Origin of the sequence: Streptomyces sp. NPDC001068 (genome assembly GCF_042897315.1) — a bacterium.
In the GTDB taxonomy this organism is placed as follows: domain Bacteria; phylum Actinomycetota; class Actinomycetes; order Streptomycetales; family Streptomycetaceae; genus Streptomyces.
The window spans coordinates 992,023-1,007,842 of the sequence record NZ_JBIAYD010000001.1 but is presented as its reverse complement, the minus strand read 5'-3'; the positions used below and the strand labels follow the sequence as shown (position 1 = coordinate 1,007,842).

Genomic DNA, 15,820 nt, shown 5'->3' with positions numbered 1-15,820 from the left:
GCTCTGTACGTTGGAACCGCGCGTGAGCGCACGACCAGCGCTTTCGCACCCTTTGCTGACCCGTTTCGAGGCGACCCACCGTGTTCCTGACGATCACCACCACCGGCACAGCCGACCGTCCCGCGACCGACCTCGGGTACCTGCTGCACAAGCACCCCGACAACGCGCAGACCTTCTCGACGTCCTACGGCATCGCGCACGTCTTCTACCCGCAGGCGGATCCCGGGCTCTGCACGGCGGCGCTGCTCCTCGAGGTCGACGCGGTGGCGCTGGTCCGGCGCGGCAAGGGCAAGGGACGCGGCGGTGCCCCGGACGCGGCGCTCGCGCAGTACGTCAACGACCGCCCGTACGCGGCCTCCTCACTGCTCGCCGTGGCGATAGGCAACGTCTTCTCCAGCGCGATGCGCGGAGTGTGCCGGGCCCGGCCCGACGCCCCGGAGCGGCCGCGGCCGCTGCGCATCGAGGTGCCCGCGCTGCCCGCGCGCGGCGGTCCCGGTCTCGTCCGGCAGCTCTTCGAGCCGCTGGGCTGGACGGTGACCGCCGAACCGGTCGCCCTGGACCCCGCGTTCCCGGAGTGGGGTGACTCGCGGTACGTCGCGCTCGTGCTGGAGGCGGAGTCGCTGACCCTCGCCGAGGCGCTGCGCCACCTCTACGTCCTGCTCCCGGTCCTCGACGACGCCAAGCACTACTGGGTGTCCGCCGAGGAGGTCGACAAGCTGCTGCGCGCCGGTGAGGGCTGGCTGCCCGGCCACCCCGAGCAGAAGCTCATCACCACCCGCTACCTCTCCCGCCGCTGGTCGCTGGCCCGCCAGGCGATGGAGCGGCTGGAGCTGGTGCGGCTCGCCGAGACCGACGACAGCGAGGTCGAGCAGATCGACAACGCGGTCGCGGAGGAGACGGAGACCGAGGAGCGGCCGACACCGCTCGCGGTCCGGCGCCGGGAGGCGATCCTCGACGCGCTGCGCCGGTCCGGCGCCGCCCGGGTCCTCGACCTCGGCTGCGGCCAGGGCCAGTTGGTGCAGGCGCTGCTGAAGGACCCCGCCTTCACCGAGATCGTCGGCATCGACGTGTCGGTGCGGGCGCTCACCATCGCCGCGCGCCGTCTCAAGCTGGACCGCATGGGCGAGCGGCAGGCGTCCCGCGTCACGCTCCTCCAGGGCTCGCTGGCCTACACCGACCAGCGGCTCAAGGGGTACGACGCGGCCGTGCTCTCCGAGGTGATCGAACACCTCGACCTGCCCCGGCTGCCCGCCCTGGAGTACGCCGTGTTCGGCGCGGCCCGGCCGCGCACGGTCCTGGTGACCACACCGAACGTCGAGTACAACGTCCGCTGGGAGACCCTCCCCGCCGGACACGTCCGGCACGGCGACCACCGCTTCGAGTGGACCCGCGAGGAGTTCCGCGCCTGGGCCGGCCGGGTCGCCGAACTCCACGGCTACGAGGTCGGTTTCGTTCCCGTCGGCCCCGACGACCCCGAGGTCGGCCCGCCCACCCAGATGGCCGTCTTCCAGCTGAACACCACCACTTCCGCCGTGAAGGAGGCGAAGGCGGCATGACCGAGCGGACAGCAGGACGGGTCCTGCCCGTCACCGACCTCTCCCTGGTGGTCCTGATCGGAGCCTCGGGCTCCGGCAAGTCCACCTTCGCGCGACGCCACTTCAAGCCGACCGAGGTGATCTCCTCCGACTTCTGCCGGGGACTGGTCTCCGACGACGAGAACGACCAGGGCGCCACCAAGGACGCCTTCGACGTGCTGCACTACATCGCGGGCAAGCGGCTGGCCGCCGGCCGCCGTACGGTCGTCGACGCGACCAGCGTGCAGCAGGAGTCCCGGCGCCGGCTGATCGACCTGGCGAAGAAGTACGACGTGCTGCCCATCGCGATCGTTCTTGACGTCCCCGAGGAGGTGTGCGCCGAGCGCAACGCGGCCCGCACCGACCGGGCCGACATGCCCCGCCGGGTCATCCAGCGGCACATCCGTGAACTCCGGCGCTCCCTCAGGCACCTGGAGCGCGAGGGCTTCCGCAAGGTGCACGTCCTGCGCGGGGTCGAGGAGGCCGAGGCGGCGACCGTCGTCACCGAGAAGCGGTTCAACGACCTCACCCACCTCACCGGCCCCTTCGACATCGTCGGCGACATCCACGGCTGCTCCTCGGAACTGGAGTCCCTGCTCGGCGAGTTGGGCTACTCCGACGGGGTGCACCCCGAGGGCCGTACCGCCGTGTTCGTCGGCGACCTCGTCGACCGCGGCCCGGACAGCCCCGGCGTGCTGCGCCGGGTGATGTCGATGGTGGGGTCGGGCAACGCCCTGTGCGTGCCCGGCAACCACGAGAACAAGTTCGGGCGGTATCTCAAGGGCCGCCAGGTCCAGCACACCCACGGACTGGCCGAGACGATCGAGCAGATGGCCGGGGAGAGCGAGGAGTTCACCCGGCAGGTACGGGAGTTCATCGACGGACTCGTCAGCCACTACGTCCTCGACGGCGGCAGGCTGGTGGTCTGCCACGCCGGGCTGCCCGAGAAGTACCACGGCCGCACCTCCGGCCGGGTCCGCTCGCACGCGCTGTACGGCGACACCACCGGCGAGACCGACGAGTTCGGCCTGCCGGTGCGCTACCCCTGGGCCGAGGACTACCGGGGCCGGGCGGCCGTCGTCTACGGCCACACCCCGGTCCCCGAGGCGAGCTGGCTCAACAACACCATCTGCCTGGACACCGGTGCCGTCTTCGGCGGCAAGCTGACCGCGCTGCGCTGGCCGGAGCGCGAACTGGTCGACGTACCGGCCGAGCGGGTCTGGTACGAGCCGGCCCGGCCGCTGCGCACCCAGGCGCCCGGCGGCCAGGACGGGCGCCCGCTCGACCTGGCGGACGTGCACGGGCGACGGGCCGTGGAGACCCGGCACCAGGGCCGGATCGCCGTCCGCGAGGAGAACGCGGCGGCCGCCCTGGAGGTGATGAGCCGCTTCGCGGTCGACCCGCGCCTGCTGCCGTACCTGCCGCCGACGATGGCCCCGACCGCCACGAGTCACGTCGAGGGTTACCTGGAGCACCCGGCGGAGGCGTTCGCGCAGTTCGCCGAGGACGGGGTCGCCCGGGTCGTGTGCGAGGAGAAGCACATGGGTTCGCGGGCGGTGGCCCTGGTGTGCCGGGACGAGGAGGCGGCGCGCAAGCGCTTCGGCGTCGCGCCCGGCCCCACCGGCTCCCTGTACACCCGCACCGGACGCCCGTTCTTCGACGACGAGTCGGTCACCGAGGAGATCCTCGGCCGGATCCGCGGCGCGGTCGACGCGGCCGGACTCTGGGACGAACTCGGCACCGACTGGCTCCTGCTCGACGCCGAACTGCTTCCCTGGTCGCTCAAGGCCGCCGGCCTGCTGCGCACCCAGTACGCGGCCGTGGGCGCCGCCTCCGGCGCGGTGTTCCCTGGCGCGCTGGCCGCTCTGGAGGGCGCGGCGGCACGCGGCGTGGACCTGACCGGGCTGCTCGCCCGGCAGCGTGAACGCGCCGCCGACGCGGCCGCGTTCACCGACGCCTACCGCCGCTACTGCTGGACCACCGAGGGCCTGGACGGGGTGCGCCTCGCACCCTTCCAGATCCTCGCGGTACAGGGCCGCAGCCTCGCCGCGCTCCCGCACGACGAGCAGCTCGCCCTGCTGGACCGGCTGGTGGAGAACGACCCGACCGGCCTGCTGCGGACCACCGGGCGCCGGTACGTCGACACCGGGGACCCGGAGTCGGTGCGGGCCGGTGTCGACTGGTGGCTGGAGCTGACCGGCGAGGGCGGGGAGGGCATGGTCGTCAAGCCGCTCGGCGCGGTGGTGCGAGACCCGAAGGGCCGGCTGGTCCAGCCCGGCATCAAGTGCCGGGGCCGCGAGTACCTGCGGATCATCTACGGTCCCGAGTACACCCGCCCCGACAACCTGGCCCGGCTGCGGAACCGGTTCCTCAACCACAAGCGGTCCCTGGCGATCCGGGAGTACGCGCTCGGCCTGGAGGCCCTGGACCGCCTCGCGGACGGCGAGCCGCTGTGGCGGGTCCACGAGGCGGTGTTCGGGGTGCTGGCCCTGGAGTCGGAGCCGGTCGACCCCCGGCTGTGAGGCGGAGGCCGGCCGTTCCGCGGCCGGCCGGTCAGCCGATCAGCCGGAGCCGGTGGGCGCAGGCTCCCACCCGGACCGTCTGCCCCCAGGCGAGCTCCAGGGCGTCGGTCTCGATGCCGTCGCCGAAGACGATCAGCCGGTCCGACTCGACCGTGAGCGTCAGGGCGGCCGTGGCGGACAGCTCGCCCGCGACCAGGGAGGTACCGGTCGCGGGCGAGGGCCAGGCCTCGCGGACGAACCACAGCAGGCGGTCCTCGGTGGGGGAGGGCAGCGTCAGCCGGGCGCCGCGCTCCTGCCACAGCGAGCGCAGCCAGCCGGTGGCGCCCGTGCCGGTGCCCACCAGTACCCCGGAGGAAGCCTGGGCCTCGACGACACCCCCGTCGTTCTCGAGGCCCAGGCGGTATCGGGCGGTCTGATGACCGGCGGTACCGAGGTAGATCTCGTTGAGCGCCACGAGCCGCTGCCTGTCGTCGGTCACGGCCTCGACCATCGTCAGCTCGTCGGCGCCGGTGGCCCGGACCGAGGCCAGCAGCGCGGCCGCGTGCTCGGGGCGGTGCCGTACCAGCACACCGGGGTTGCGGCCGGGGTCGGTGTCGATGCCGATCACCGGCTGGCCGTCCAGGTACTTGGCCACGTTCGCCACCAGCCCGTCCTGGCCGACCACCAGGACCACGTCCTCCGGCGCGAACAGGAACCGGTCCAGGTCGCCCCGCTCGACCCGGGCCTGCCGCCAGGTCAGCGGGATGGCCGCGGTCACCTCGGTGAGCGCCCGCCCGGTGCGGCGGTGCCGTTCGGCGACCTCCTCGATGTCCCGCCCCCGGGAGGAGAGGAAGAACGCGGCCTGGCCGTGGGTGCCGTGGTGGGCCACCAACTCCTCGTACTCGGTGGTGCGGTGCACGAGGACCACCCGGGGTGCGAGGCTCATGACGCGGCCCGTGCGGGCCGGCCGCTCCGGCGCGCGGGAGCCGCCGGCCCGGCCGTCCGGACCGCCGCCGGTCCCCGGCCGGACCGCGCGACCGCGCCCGCCGTGCCGTTTGCCGGTGCCGCGAGGGCCGGGGACCTCCGGGCGGCGGTCACGACTCCGCCGCCGTACCCAGCTTCGCCAGCAGCCCCGTCAGCACGTCCGGTGACACGGTCAGGCTGTCGATGCGCGGCAGGTTCTCGGCGAGCCGGGTGCCGGTGAGGGCGTGCAGCGTGGCCACGTCCACCTCGCCGTGCACCCGCAGCCAGGCCGCCTGTGCCGCGGCACGTGCCTCGCCGACCTCCCGGGCCGCCTCGGCCTCGGCCCGGGCGAGCGTGACCGCCCGGGCGGCCTCCGCCTCGCCCAGCTTCACCGACCTCGCGGCCTCCGCCTCCGCGAGCCGGACCGTGCGGGCGGCCTCGGCCTCCGCCAGCTTCACCGACCTCGCGGCCTCGGCTTCCGCGCGCACCGCGTCGGCGGCCGCGTGCTCCTCCGCCTCGCGCCGCGTGTTGGTACCCCGCTGCTCGACCAACTGCTCCTCGCGCCGGGCCAGTTCGATCTGGCTGGCCAGTTCGTTCTCGGCGATCGCCCGCTCCCGCTCGACGGCCACCGCCCGCCGTTCGTAGGTGGCCCGGTCGGCCTCCTGCTGGATCTGCTCACGGGCCGGGGTGCGCAGCGCCCGCTCCACCTCCGGTTCGGGCCGCAGCGCCATCACCCGCACGGCCACCACCTCGATCCCGGTGGCGGGCAGCCGGGGCTCCGCGCCGAGGCCCGCCGCGATCCGCTCCCGGACCGCGGCCACCCCGTCCACCAGGGCCGCCGCCAGCGGGGTGCGGGCCAGCACGGCCAGCGCGTGCTGCTGGGCCGTCTCGGTGAGCAGGGTGCCGAGCTGTTCCAGCGGGGTGCCGCGCCATGCCCCGGTGTCGGGGTCGATCGAGAAGTCGAGCCGGCCGGCGGCGAGCGCCGGGTCGCCGACGCGGTAGGTGACCGTCGCCTGCACCGCCACGTCCTGGAAGTCGGCCGTACGGGCGTGGAAGGTCATCGCGAGTTCGCGGTCGTCGACCGGTATCTCGGAGATCGCCGCGGTGAGCGCGCGGAACCAGAAGCTGATGCCCGGCCCGTCGTGCAGCAGCTTCCCGTCCCGGTGGTGCCTGATGTGCGCCGTCGGGGCTCCGCGCAGGTGGCGCCGGCCCAGGCGTCGGGTGATGTCGGCCATGAGGTCCCCCTCGTGATGTCCTCGCGATGCCCTCGCGATTAAGAGTCAGCATGACAATAATTATCCTGATCCCGCTTGTCGTCAAGGGGACGACAACAGAAACGGTCGACCTGGGGGTGAATCCGGTCCGCGATGGTCAGGATGGAGTCATGGGATTCCATGTCGACTCCGAAGCCGGGCGGCTGCGCCGCGTCATCCTGCACCGGCCGGATCTCGAGCTCAAAAGGCTCACCCCCAGCAACAAGGACGCCCTCCTCTTCGACGACCTCCTGTGGGTCCGCCGGGCGAGGGCCGAGCACGACGGTTTCGCCGACGTGCTCCGGGACCGCGGCGTCGCCGTCCACCTCTTCGGCGACCTCCTCACGGAGACGCTGGCGATCCCGGCGGCCCGCACCCTCGTCCTGGACCGGGTCTTCGACGAGAAGGAGTACGGCCCGCTCGCCACCGACCATCTGCGCGCCGCCTTCGAGAACCTGCCCGCGCCGCGGCTGGCGGAGGTGCTGGTCGGGGGCATGACCAAGCGGGAGTTCCTGGACGGGCACGCGGAGCCCACCTCGGTCCGCTTCCATGTCATGGACCTCGACGACTTCCTCCTGCAGCCGCTCCCCAACCACCTCTTCACCCGGGACACCTCCGCCTGGGTCTACGACGGTGTCTCCATCAACGCCATGCGCTGGCCGGCCCGGCAGCGCGAGACCGTGCACTTCGAGGCGATCTACCGGCACCACCCGCTCTTCGGCGGCGAGGAGTTCCATGTCTGGTCGGAGGGGCAGGCCGCCTATCCCTCCACCATCGAGGGCGGCGACGTCCTGGTGATCGGCGGCGGCGCGGTCCTGATCGGGATGAGCGAGCGCACCACCCCGCAGGCCGTGGAGATGCTCGCGCACAAGCTCTTCGCGGCCGGCTCCGCGCGGACCATCGTGGCCCTGGACATGCCGAAGCGGCGCGCCTTCATGCACCTGGACACCGTGATGACGATGGTCGACGGCGACACCTTCACCCAGTACGCCGGGCTCGGCATGCTCCGCTCGTACACCATCGAGCCGGGCAGCGGCGAGAAGGAGCTGAAGGTCACCGACCACCCGCCGGAGCACATGCACCGCGCGATCGCCGCGGCCCTCGGCCTGAGCGAGATCCGGGTCCTCACCGCCACCCAGGACGTGCACGCGGCCGAGCGGGAGCAGTGGGACGACGGCTGCAACGTGCTGGCCGTCGAGCCCGGGGTGGTCGTCGCCTACGAGCGCAACTCCACCACCAACACCCACCTGCGCAAGCAGGGCATCGAGGTGATCGAGATCCCGGGCAGCGAGCTGGGCCGGGGGCGGGGTGGTCCGCGCTGCATGAGCTGCCCGGTGGAACGGGACGCCGTGCAGGGGTCCCGCAGGTGAACACTGGATACGGCGCGTACAGCCCTGTATAGAAATGTGAAACGTCGTATAGACTTCCAAAAGTCCCGACGTCGATCTCTACTGCTGGAGCGCCCCCATGGCGACAGTCCCGACCGCCCTCACCGGCCGCCACTTCCTCAAGGAGCTGGACTTCACCCAGGAGGAGTTCCGCGGGCTGGTCGGGCTGGCCGCCGAGCTGAAGGCGGCCAAGAAGGCCGGGGCCGAGACGCAGTACCTGCGCGGCAAGAACATCGCGCTGGTCTTCGAGAAGACCTCCACCCGCACCCGCTGCGCCTTCGAGGTCGCCGCCGCCGACCAGGGCGCCGTCACCACCTACCTCGACCCGTCCGGCTCGCAGATCGGGCACAAGGAGTCCGTGAAGGACACCGCCCGGGTGCTGGGCCGGATGTTCGACGCCATCGAGTACCGCGGACACGGGCAGGGCGTCGTGGAGGAGCTGGCGGCGTTCGCCGGGGTTCCCGTCTACAACGGCCTCACCGACGAATGGCACCCCACCCAGATGCTCGCCGACGTGCTCACCATGACCGAGCACAGCGACAAGCCCCTCGACGAGATGGCCTTCGCCTACCTCGGCGACGCCCGCTACAACATGGGCAACTCCTACCTCGTCACCGGCGCCCTGCTCGGCATGGACGTGCGGATCGTGGCGCCCCGGCTGCTGTGGCCGGACGACACCATCGTCGAGCTGGCCGGACGGCTCGCCGAGGCGTCCGGCGCCCGGATCACGCTCACCGAGGACGTGAAGGACGGTGTGCGGGGCGCCGACTTCATCGCCACCGACGTATGGGTGTCCATGGGTGAGCCCAAGGAGGTCTGGGACGAGCGGATCGCGCTGCTCGGCCCCTACGCCGTGACCATGGACGTGATGCGGGCCAGCGGCAATCCCGACGTCAGGTTCCTGCACTGCCTGCCCGCCTTCCACGACCTCGGCACCGACCTCGGCCGGGAGATCCACGAGCGCCACGGCCTGACCGAGCTGGAGGTCACCGACGAGGTGTTCGAGTCCGAGCACTCGGTCGTCTTCGACGAGGCCGAGAACCGGATGCACACCATCAAGGCGGTGCTGGTGGCCACCCTCGGCTGACCTTCGCCGTACCGCAAGGTCCCCACCAGGCCTTATTCTGTCCGGCGGCCCGGCGCCACCCCTGCCGCGGCCGCCACGGCGACCGACCCGGATCGCACCCGCACCACCAGAAACGAGCACCACCCGCATGCCCCGCATCAAGTCCCCCCACCTGCTCGTCGCCGAATCCGGCGCCGACCGCGCGGGCCACGGCCTCCGCCGCACCATGGGCCTCTTCCAGCTGATCTGCTTCGGCATCGGCGCCGTCGTCGGCACCGGCATCTTCGTCGGGCTCTCCGACTCGGTCGCCCAGGCCGGCCCGGCCGTCGTGGTCTCCTTCGTCCTCGCCGCGATCACCTGCGTCTTCACCGCCCTGTCCTTCGCCGAGCTGGGCGGCGCGATCCCGGTCTCCGGATCGTCGTACTCCTTCGCCTACGCCGGCCTCGGCGAGTCCACGGCCTTCCTGGTCGGCTGGTGCCTGCTCCTGGAGTACGGCGTCTCCATCTCGGCCGTCGCGGTCGGCTGGAGCCAGTACGTCAACGAACTGCTGCACAGCCTCACCGGCCTCCAGCTCCCGCACGCCCTGTCCGCGGGCCCCGGAGACGGCGGGGTCGTGAACCTCCCGGCGGTGATCGTCATCGCGATGGGCGCCCTGCTGCTGGTGCGCGGAGTCCGGGAGAGCGCCCGGGCGACCGCCGCGATGGCGGCCGTGAAGCTCGTCATCCTGCTGGCCTTCTGCGTGATCGGCTTCAGCGCGTTCAAGGACGGCAACCTCGTGCCGTTCTCCCCGGCCGGGCTCGGCGGCATCGGCGCGGGCACCACCGCCGCGTTCTTCTCCTACATCGGCTTCGACGCGATCACCACGGCCGGCGAGGAGGCCAAGAACCCGCGCCGGGACATCCCGGTCGCGATCCTCGTCTGCATGGGCGTGGTCACGCTGCTCTACTGCGCCGTCGCGCTGGCCGCGACCGGCGCCATCGGCGGCGACCAGGTGGCCGGCCGGCCCGCGGCCCTGTCCTACGTGGTCAACCAGGTCACCGGGTCCACGATCGGCGGCGGTGTGATCGCCTTCGGCGCGGTCGTCGCCATCGCCTCCGTGGTCCTCGCCGTGATGTACGGCCAGACCCGCATCCTCATGTCCATGTCCCGGGACGGGCTGATCCCGCGCGTCTTCGAGAAGGTCTCCCCGAAGACCGCCACCCCGGTCGCCGGCACCCTGATCGTCGCGCTCGTCTTCGCGCTGCCCGCGGCGTTCGCCTCGCTGGACGCCGTGATGAACCTCTGCACCATCGGGACCCTCGCGATCATGGCCGTGGTGAACATCGTGGTGATCGCCCTGCGGCGCCGCGAACCGGCGCTGTCCCGTACCTTCCGGGTGCCGCTCTACCCGGTCGTGCCGCTGCTCGGCGTCGGATTCTGCCTGTACCTGATGTACGAGACCGGCTGGACGACCTGGCTGCAGTTCGCGGTCTTCCTGGTGGTGGGCCTGCTGGTCTACGTCGGCTACGGGCGCCGGAACTCCACGCTGGCCCGCGCCGGGGCGATCACGCCGGACGCCACTGACGCGGTACTACAGGAAGCCTGAACCACACCGCCTTGCCGGACGGGGTGGCGCGGTGCCCGCAGGACGCGCTGAGGGCGCGGATCAGCAGCAGACCGCGCCCGCCCTCCTCCATCGGATCGGGCTCCTCGATCACCGGACGGGTCAGGTGGCCCGGCGGCGCCGGGTCCGGGTCGTGCACCTCGACCTTGCAGCCGCCCGGCAGCAACTCCACGACCAGCTCTATCGGTCCCCGGCCGGCGGTGTGCTCGACGGCGTTGGCCACCAGTTCCGCGGTGAGCAGCTCGGCGGTGTCGGGGTCCGCCGCGTGCTCCGCCTCCTCCATCGCCGAACGCACCAGGGCACGGGCGACCGGCACGGCCGCGACGGTGTGCGGCAGCGCGATTCGCCAGGAGGCGGCGGAAGGTGGTTCGTACACGGCGATTCCGTTCATGGCGCAGGCGATCACTGCTTGTCCTGCTTTCAGCTGTAGGAATGGTACGGGCCCCGTCCCGGAACCCGTCGGCGGGCCCCGGACCGGAGCTTCGTCCCGGTAACCGGCTGCTTACCCAGCCCCGCGCGCCGTCCTGCACGCGCGGCCCGGCTGTTACCGCGTTATTGACTCGCTGTGACCTTGTGACCGCCCGCACGCGAAGAGCCCCCGGCCGCGGCCGGGGGCTCTTCGCGTGCGGGCGAGGGGATCAGGCGAGGTCGACCATCCCCGCGGTCAGCGTCGCGCCGTCCGCCGGGTCGATCAGGATGAACGACCCGGTGCGCCGGGAGACCGCGTAGGCGTCCAGCGGCACCGGCTCGGCACTGCGCAGGGTGATCCGGCCCAGGTCGTTGGCGGTGAGCTCGGCCGCGCCCGCCAGGTCCCGGACGATCGCCTTGACGGTCCGCGTGGTGTGTCTGAGCAGCACCCGGTCGCCGACCCTGAGCGGCCGGTCGGCCAGATGGCACACGTCCGCCGTGACGTCCCGGGTGAGCACGGGCGCCTCCGGTCCGGCCGTGATCAGGTCGCCGCGGGACACGTCCCGCTGGTCGGCCAGGCGCACCCCGATGGACTGCGGGGCGTACGCGGTCTCCACCGCGGTGCCCAGCACGTCGATCCCGGCGATCTCGGAGACCGCCCCGGACGGGTGCACGGTGACCCGGTCGCCGACCCGCAGCGAACCGGAGACCAGCTGGCCCGCGTAGTGGCGGAGGTCGCCGTGCCGGATGACGTACTGGACCGGGAACCGGGCCGGGCCGTCCGCCGCGTCCGCGGCCACCGGGACGCCCTCCAGGAACTCCAGCAGGGCCGGACCGTCGTACCAGTCCATCGCCGTGGACCGGTCGACGACGTTGTCACCGGCCAGCGCGGAGACCGGGATCGCGGTGACCTCCGGAAGCCCCAGCTCGGCGGTCCGCGCGGCGAAGTCGGCGACGATCCGCTCGAACTCCGTCCGCTCGTAGCCGACGAGGTCCATCTTGTTGACGGCGAGGACGACGTGGGGGACGCGGAGGAGGGCGGCGATGGCGGCGTGTCGGCGGGTCTGTTCGACGACTCCGTTGCGTGCGTCGACGAGGACGACGGTGAGTTCGGCGGTGGAGGCGCCGGTGACCATGTTGCGGGTGTACTGCACGTGGCCGGGGGTGTCGGCGAGGATGAAGCGTCGTTTCGGGGTGGCGAAGTAGCGGTAGGCGACGTCGATGGTGATGCCCTGTTCGCGTTCGGCGCGCAGTCCGTCGGTGAGGAGGGCGAGGTCGGGGGTGTCCTGGCCGCGGGAGGCGGAGGCGCGTTCGACGGCTTCGAGTTGGTCGGTGAGGACGGACTTGGAGTCGTGCAGGAGGCGTCCGACGAGGGTGGACTTGCCGTCGTCGACCGACCCGGCGGTCGCGAACCGCAGGGTGTCGACGGTCGTGGTGGTGCTGGTCATGCCTAGAAGTACCCTTCGCGCTTGCGGTCTTCCATCGCGGCCTCGGAGAGCTTGTCGTCGGCGCGGGTGGCGCCGCGCTCGGTCAGCCGGGACGCGGCGATCTCCGCGATCACCTTCTCGATGCCGTCCGCGTCCGAGTCCACCGCGCCCGTGCAGGACATGTCGCCCACGGTCCGGTAGCGCACCCGTCGCTTCTCGACGGTCTCGGTCTCGCGCGGGCCGCCCCATTCGCCCGCGGTGAGCCACATCCCGCCCCGCATGAACACCTCGCGGTGGTGGGCGTAGTAGATGTCCGGCAGGTCGATGGCTTCGCGGGCGATGTACTGCCAGACGTCGAGTTCGGTCCAGTTGGAGAGGGGGAAGACGCGGACGTGTTCGCCGGGGGCGTGGCGTCCGTTGTAGAGGTTCCACAGTTCGGGGCGTTGGCGGCGGGGGTCCCACTGGGAGAACTCGTCGCGCAGGGAGAAGACGCGTTCCTTGGCGCGTGCTTTCTCCTCGTCGCGGCGGCCGCCGCCGAAGACGGCGTCGAACCTCTCGTGCTGGATCTTCTCGGTGAGAGGGAGGGTCTGCAGGGGGTTGCGGGTGCCGTCGGGGCGTTCTTTGAGCACGCCGCGGTCGATGTAGTCCTGGACGGAGGCGACGTGGAGGCGCAGTCCGTGTGCGGTGACGACGCGGTCGCGGTAGTCGAGGACTTCGGGGAAGTTGTGGCCGGTGTCCACGTGGAGGAGGGAGAAGGGGATCACCGCGGGGGCGAAGGCCTTGAGGGCGAGGTGGAGCATGACGATGGAGTCCTTGCCGCCGGAGAAGAGGATCACCGGCCGTTCGAACTCGCCCGCCACCTCGCGGAAGATGTGCACGGCCTCCGACTCCAGCGCGTCCAGATGGGACAGGGCGAAGGCGCTCACGCCAGCCCCCGTTCCACCAGCAGCGCGTGCACCGCGTCCGCCGACTCCCCGGGGGTCTGGTCCTGGGTGCGCAGCACCAGCGCCGGATCGGTGGGCGGCTCGTACGGGTCGTCGACACCGGTCAGCCCGGACAGTTCGCCCGCGGCCTGCCTGGCGTAGAGGCCCTTCACGTCCCGCTCGCTGCACACCTCGACCGGTGCCGCGACATGCACCTCCAGATACGGCGTACCGCTCTTCTCGTGCCGGATGCGGACCGCCTCGCGGCTGTCGGCGTAGGGGGCGATGACCGGGACGACGGAGATCACGCCGTTGCGGGCCAGCACCTCGGAGACCAGTCCGATCCGCTGCACGTTGGTGTCGCGGTCCTCCCGGGAGAAGCCGAGGCCGGCCGAGAGGAAGCGGCGTATCTCGTCGCCGTCGAGGATCTCCACGCGGTGTCCCCGGGCCTTGAGCCGATCTCCCAGGAGCCGGGCGATCGTCGTCTTGCCCGCGCTCGGCAGCCCCGTCAGCCAGACGGTGGCTCCCTGCACCCTTGGCGTGGTGGTCATGCGCAACAGACCTCTTTCTTACCTTCTCGTCCAGCTCGCGTACGACCTGTCGAAGAGTAGGTAAGAAGTCTGAGAGGAGTGGTTGAGGAAGCTGAGGTTTGGCTGAGTGACTCGCGGTGCGCAAGAGGTCACGGGGGCCCGCAATGAACATTTCACAATCGGCCGCCCGTTCACTGTTCGGCCGATCGTTCGTTCACAGTCCGGCGAAGGTACCACCCGCGTCCCGCAGCCGTTCGTGCAGCGCCCGGAAGACGGCGGCCGAACGGGTGCCCGGCCAGTCCGCCGGCAGCAGGCTCGTCGGCAGTCCGGGGTCGGTGTACGGCAGATGGCGCCAGGAGTCCAGGGCCAGGAGGTAGTCGCGGTAGGCGTCCTCGGGCGGGGTGTCCGTCCGGCGCTCCCAGCCGCGCAGTACCGGCTCGTGGTCGTCGAGGAACTGCTCGTGCGCCTTGGCGATCGCCGTCAGGTCCCACCAGCGGGCGACCGCCTCGGTGGTGGGCGCGAAGCCGAGATGGTCGCCGCGGAAGAAGTCCACGTACGGGTCGAGGCCGAGCCGTCGCAGGGTGTGCCGGGTCTCCTCGAACAGCCGGGCCGGGGCGATCCACACCCCGGGGGCGGCCGTGCCGAAACCGAGACCGGCGAGCCGGGAGCGCAGCACGTGCCGCTTCTGCCGTTCCGACTCGGGCACCGAGAACACCGCGAGCACCCAGCCCGCGTCCTCGGGCGCCGCCGCCGCGTACACCCGGCTGTCGCCGTCCTCCAGCAGCTGGCGGGCCTCGGCCGAGAGTTCGTAGCCGGCGGCACCCTGCGCGGTGCGGGCCGGCGCCAGCAGCCCGCGCCGCTTCAGCCGGGACACCGACGACCGTACGGATGGGCCGTCCACGCCGACGGCGGCCAGCAGCCGGACCAGCTCGGCGACGGGCACCGGGCCGGGCAGGAAGCGGCCGTACGCGCCGTAGAGCGTGACGATGAGGGACCTCGGGGCGTGTTGCTCGGGCACGTTGATCATTTTAGGTCCCCGGCATCGCTGCTGGTCACCTCAGGTACACGCCTGAACGCGAGTCAGGATTTCGGGGTGCGGCGGCCGGCGCGGGGTTTGCGGGGCCGCCGGGGTTGGGCGCGGGGCCGCTGGAGTCGGGCGCGGGGCCGCCCGGGGTGAGCCGAGAGGTCGCCCGGGGTGTGGCGAGGGGCCGCCCGGGTCGGGCGCGGGGCTTGCCGCGCCCTGGTCAGGCGGCGACGGTGAGCCGGCCGGCCGGGCCGCGGTGCGGCTCGGTCACGGTGCCGTCGGGACGCAGCTCGCCGGTGTCGTCGAAGACGATCGCGCCGTCGCACAGCAGCGTCCAGCCCTGCTCGGGGCGGGCGGCGACGATGTGCGGGAGGCCGCGGTCGGCCGTCGCGCTAGGGATCTGATGGGAACACATGGCGCACCTCCACGGGTCTGCCTCCGGCACGGTCGCCGACCGGCATGACCAGACCATGCTCCCGTCGTGAACGCCGCGGAACCACCTGCCGCGACCTGTGACAACACACGGACAACTCCCGGACGCGGCCACGACGGACGCCGCGCGACCGGGACGGCGGCCGGCGGCACCGACCCGTCGCGGAGCGGTGTGCGGCATGCGCGCCGGGACGCGCCACCGAAGGGGTGATGGTCACGCCCACCGGCCCGGGAGCCCGGTATCCAGGGCATGCCCCACACCACGACCTGGGAAGGATGTCATGCGCCTACGCCCCGTCCTCGCCGCGGCCCTCGGTTCCGCCGCCCTGCTCTGCGGCGCCGTCGCGCCCGCGACCGCCGCCTCCGCCGACTCCGTCACCGTCGACCCCGCCGGCCGCCTCGCCGACGACGGCACGGTCACCCTCTCCGGCACCTACACCTGCACCGACGCCACGGGCCCGGTGTTCGTCAGCTCGTCGGTCAGCCAGGAGTCGCCGAACACACGCCACGGCGTCGGCGGCACCCGGGCCGTGTGCGACGGCGCCGAGCACCACTGGGAGAACACCGGCAAGGTGACCTCGGAGAAGCTGAAGCCCGGCGCGGCCCACGTCGAGGCCACGATCATGGAGCTGCGTCCCCAGGGCGTCCTGCCGCTGCCCACCTTCCACGCCGTCCAGCAGCAGGACGTCACCCTCGACAAGGCCTGAGGCGCGCCGCACCGGGCGGCC

General features: G+C 72.3%; 14 protein-coding genes. 6 read left to right on the top strand and 8 right to left on the bottom strand.

Annotated features, from left to right (window positions below):
• The first annotated feature begins 80 nt into the window (after nucleotides 1-80).
• Together ACFY3I_RS04365 and ACFY3I_RS04360 are read left to right on the top strand one after the other, a co-directional pair.
• The gene (locus tag ACFY3I_RS04365; RefSeq protein ID WP_390859257.1) at nucleotides 81-1,556 is read left to right on the top strand and encodes a 3' terminal RNA ribose 2'-O-methyltransferase Hen1; all 1,476 of its coding nucleotides are present in this window, start codon (nucleotides 81-83) and stop codon (nucleotides 1,554-1,556) included.
• Entirely contained in the window at nucleotides 1,553-4,096 is a 2,544-nt protein-coding gene (locus ACFY3I_RS04360) for a polynucleotide kinase-phosphatase (RefSeq protein WP_390859256.1), read from the top strand. Before ACFY3I_RS04365 ends, ACFY3I_RS04360 begins: the two co-directional genes overlap by 4 nt.
• A gap of 31 nt (nucleotides 4,097-4,127) precedes the next feature.
• Here ACFY3I_RS04360 and ACFY3I_RS04355 read toward each other — a convergent pair whose 3' ends face one another.
• Entirely contained in the window at nucleotides 4,128-5,021 is an 894-nt protein-coding gene (locus ACFY3I_RS04355) for a hypothetical protein (RefSeq protein WP_365288797.1), read from the bottom strand.
• Nucleotides 5,022-5,169: 148 nt separating this feature from the next.
• Nucleotides 5,170-6,273 (bottom strand): SPFH domain-containing protein, encoded by a 1,104-nt coding sequence (locus tag ACFY3I_RS04350; protein ID WP_390859255.1) that lies wholly within the window; start codon nucleotides 6,271-6,273, stop codon nucleotides 5,170-5,172.
• A gap of 149 nt (nucleotides 6,274-6,422) precedes the next feature.
• On the opposite strand from ACFY3I_RS04350, the gene ACFY3I_RS04345 reads away from it, so the two are divergent.
• The 3 genes from ACFY3I_RS04345 to ACFY3I_RS04335 all read left to right on the top strand — a co-directional run bounded on the left by ACFY3I_RS04345 (nucleotide 6,423) and on the right by ACFY3I_RS04335 (nucleotide 10,330).
• The gene (locus tag ACFY3I_RS04345; RefSeq protein ID WP_390859254.1) at nucleotides 6,423-7,661 is read left to right on the top strand and encodes an arginine deiminase; all 1,239 of its coding nucleotides are present in this window, start codon (nucleotides 6,423-6,425) and stop codon (nucleotides 7,659-7,661) included.
• Nucleotides 7,662-7,758: 97 nt separating this feature from the next.
• Nucleotides 7,759-8,766, top strand: coding sequence for an ornithine carbamoyltransferase (gene argF / locus ACFY3I_RS04340; RefSeq protein ID WP_390859253.1), 1,008 nt, complete (start codon nucleotides 7,759-7,761; stop codon nucleotides 8,764-8,766).
• A gap of 127 nt (nucleotides 8,767-8,893) precedes the next feature.
• Complete coding sequence (locus ACFY3I_RS04335; protein ID WP_365288801.1) at nucleotides 8,894-10,330, top strand: amino acid permease; 1,437 nt, start codon at nucleotides 8,894-8,896, stop codon at nucleotides 10,328-10,330.
• On the opposite strand, the gene ACFY3I_RS04330 is transcribed toward ACFY3I_RS04335, so the two are convergent.
• From ACFY3I_RS04330 to ACFY3I_RS04305, 6 genes are all read right to left on the bottom strand, one after another.
• Entirely contained in the window at nucleotides 10,290-10,739 is a 450-nt protein-coding gene (locus ACFY3I_RS04330) for an ATP-binding protein (protein ID WP_365288802.1), read from the bottom strand. The two genes, ACFY3I_RS04335 and ACFY3I_RS04330, sit on opposite strands and share 41 nt — an antisense overlap.
• 247 nt (nucleotides 10,740-10,986) lie before the next feature.
• Nucleotides 10,987-12,204, bottom strand: a complete 1,218-nt coding sequence (locus tag ACFY3I_RS04325) for a sulfate adenylyltransferase subunit 1 (RefSeq protein ID WP_390859252.1) — start codon at nucleotides 12,202-12,204, stop codon at nucleotides 10,987-10,989.
• Between the two features lie 2 nt (nucleotides 12,205-12,206).
• A complete protein-coding gene (cysD, locus tag ACFY3I_RS04320; RefSeq protein WP_390859251.1) occupies nucleotides 12,207-13,109 on the bottom strand; it encodes a sulfate adenylyltransferase subunit CysD in 903 nt (300 codons plus the stop codon).
• Nucleotides 13,106-13,657, bottom strand: coding sequence for an adenylyl-sulfate kinase (gene cysC / locus ACFY3I_RS04315; RefSeq protein WP_390859250.1), 552 nt, complete (start codon nucleotides 13,655-13,657; stop codon nucleotides 13,106-13,108). The genes cysD and cysC overlap by 4 nt, the downstream gene beginning before the upstream one ends.
• A 193-nt stretch (nucleotides 13,658-13,850) precedes the next feature.
• Entirely contained in the window at nucleotides 13,851-14,663 is an 813-nt protein-coding gene (locus ACFY3I_RS04310) for a PaaX family transcriptional regulator C-terminal domain-containing protein (RefSeq protein ID WP_390859249.1), read from the bottom strand.
• Between the two features lie 217 nt (nucleotides 14,664-14,880).
• Nucleotides 14,881-15,075 carry a DUF5999 family protein gene (locus ACFY3I_RS04305; protein ID WP_365292826.1) on the bottom strand — a complete coding sequence of 65 codons (195 nt, stop codon included), beginning with the start codon at nucleotides 15,073-15,075 and terminating at the stop codon, nucleotides 14,881-14,883.
• A gap of 298 nt (nucleotides 15,076-15,373) precedes the next feature.
• Between ACFY3I_RS04305 and ACFY3I_RS04300 the strand changes: the two genes are divergently transcribed.
• Nucleotides 15,374-15,799 (top strand): DUF6299 family protein, encoded by a 426-nt coding sequence (locus tag ACFY3I_RS04300; protein ID WP_390859248.1) that lies wholly within the window; start codon nucleotides 15,374-15,376, stop codon nucleotides 15,797-15,799.
• Nucleotides 15,800-15,820: the final 21 nt, after the last annotated feature.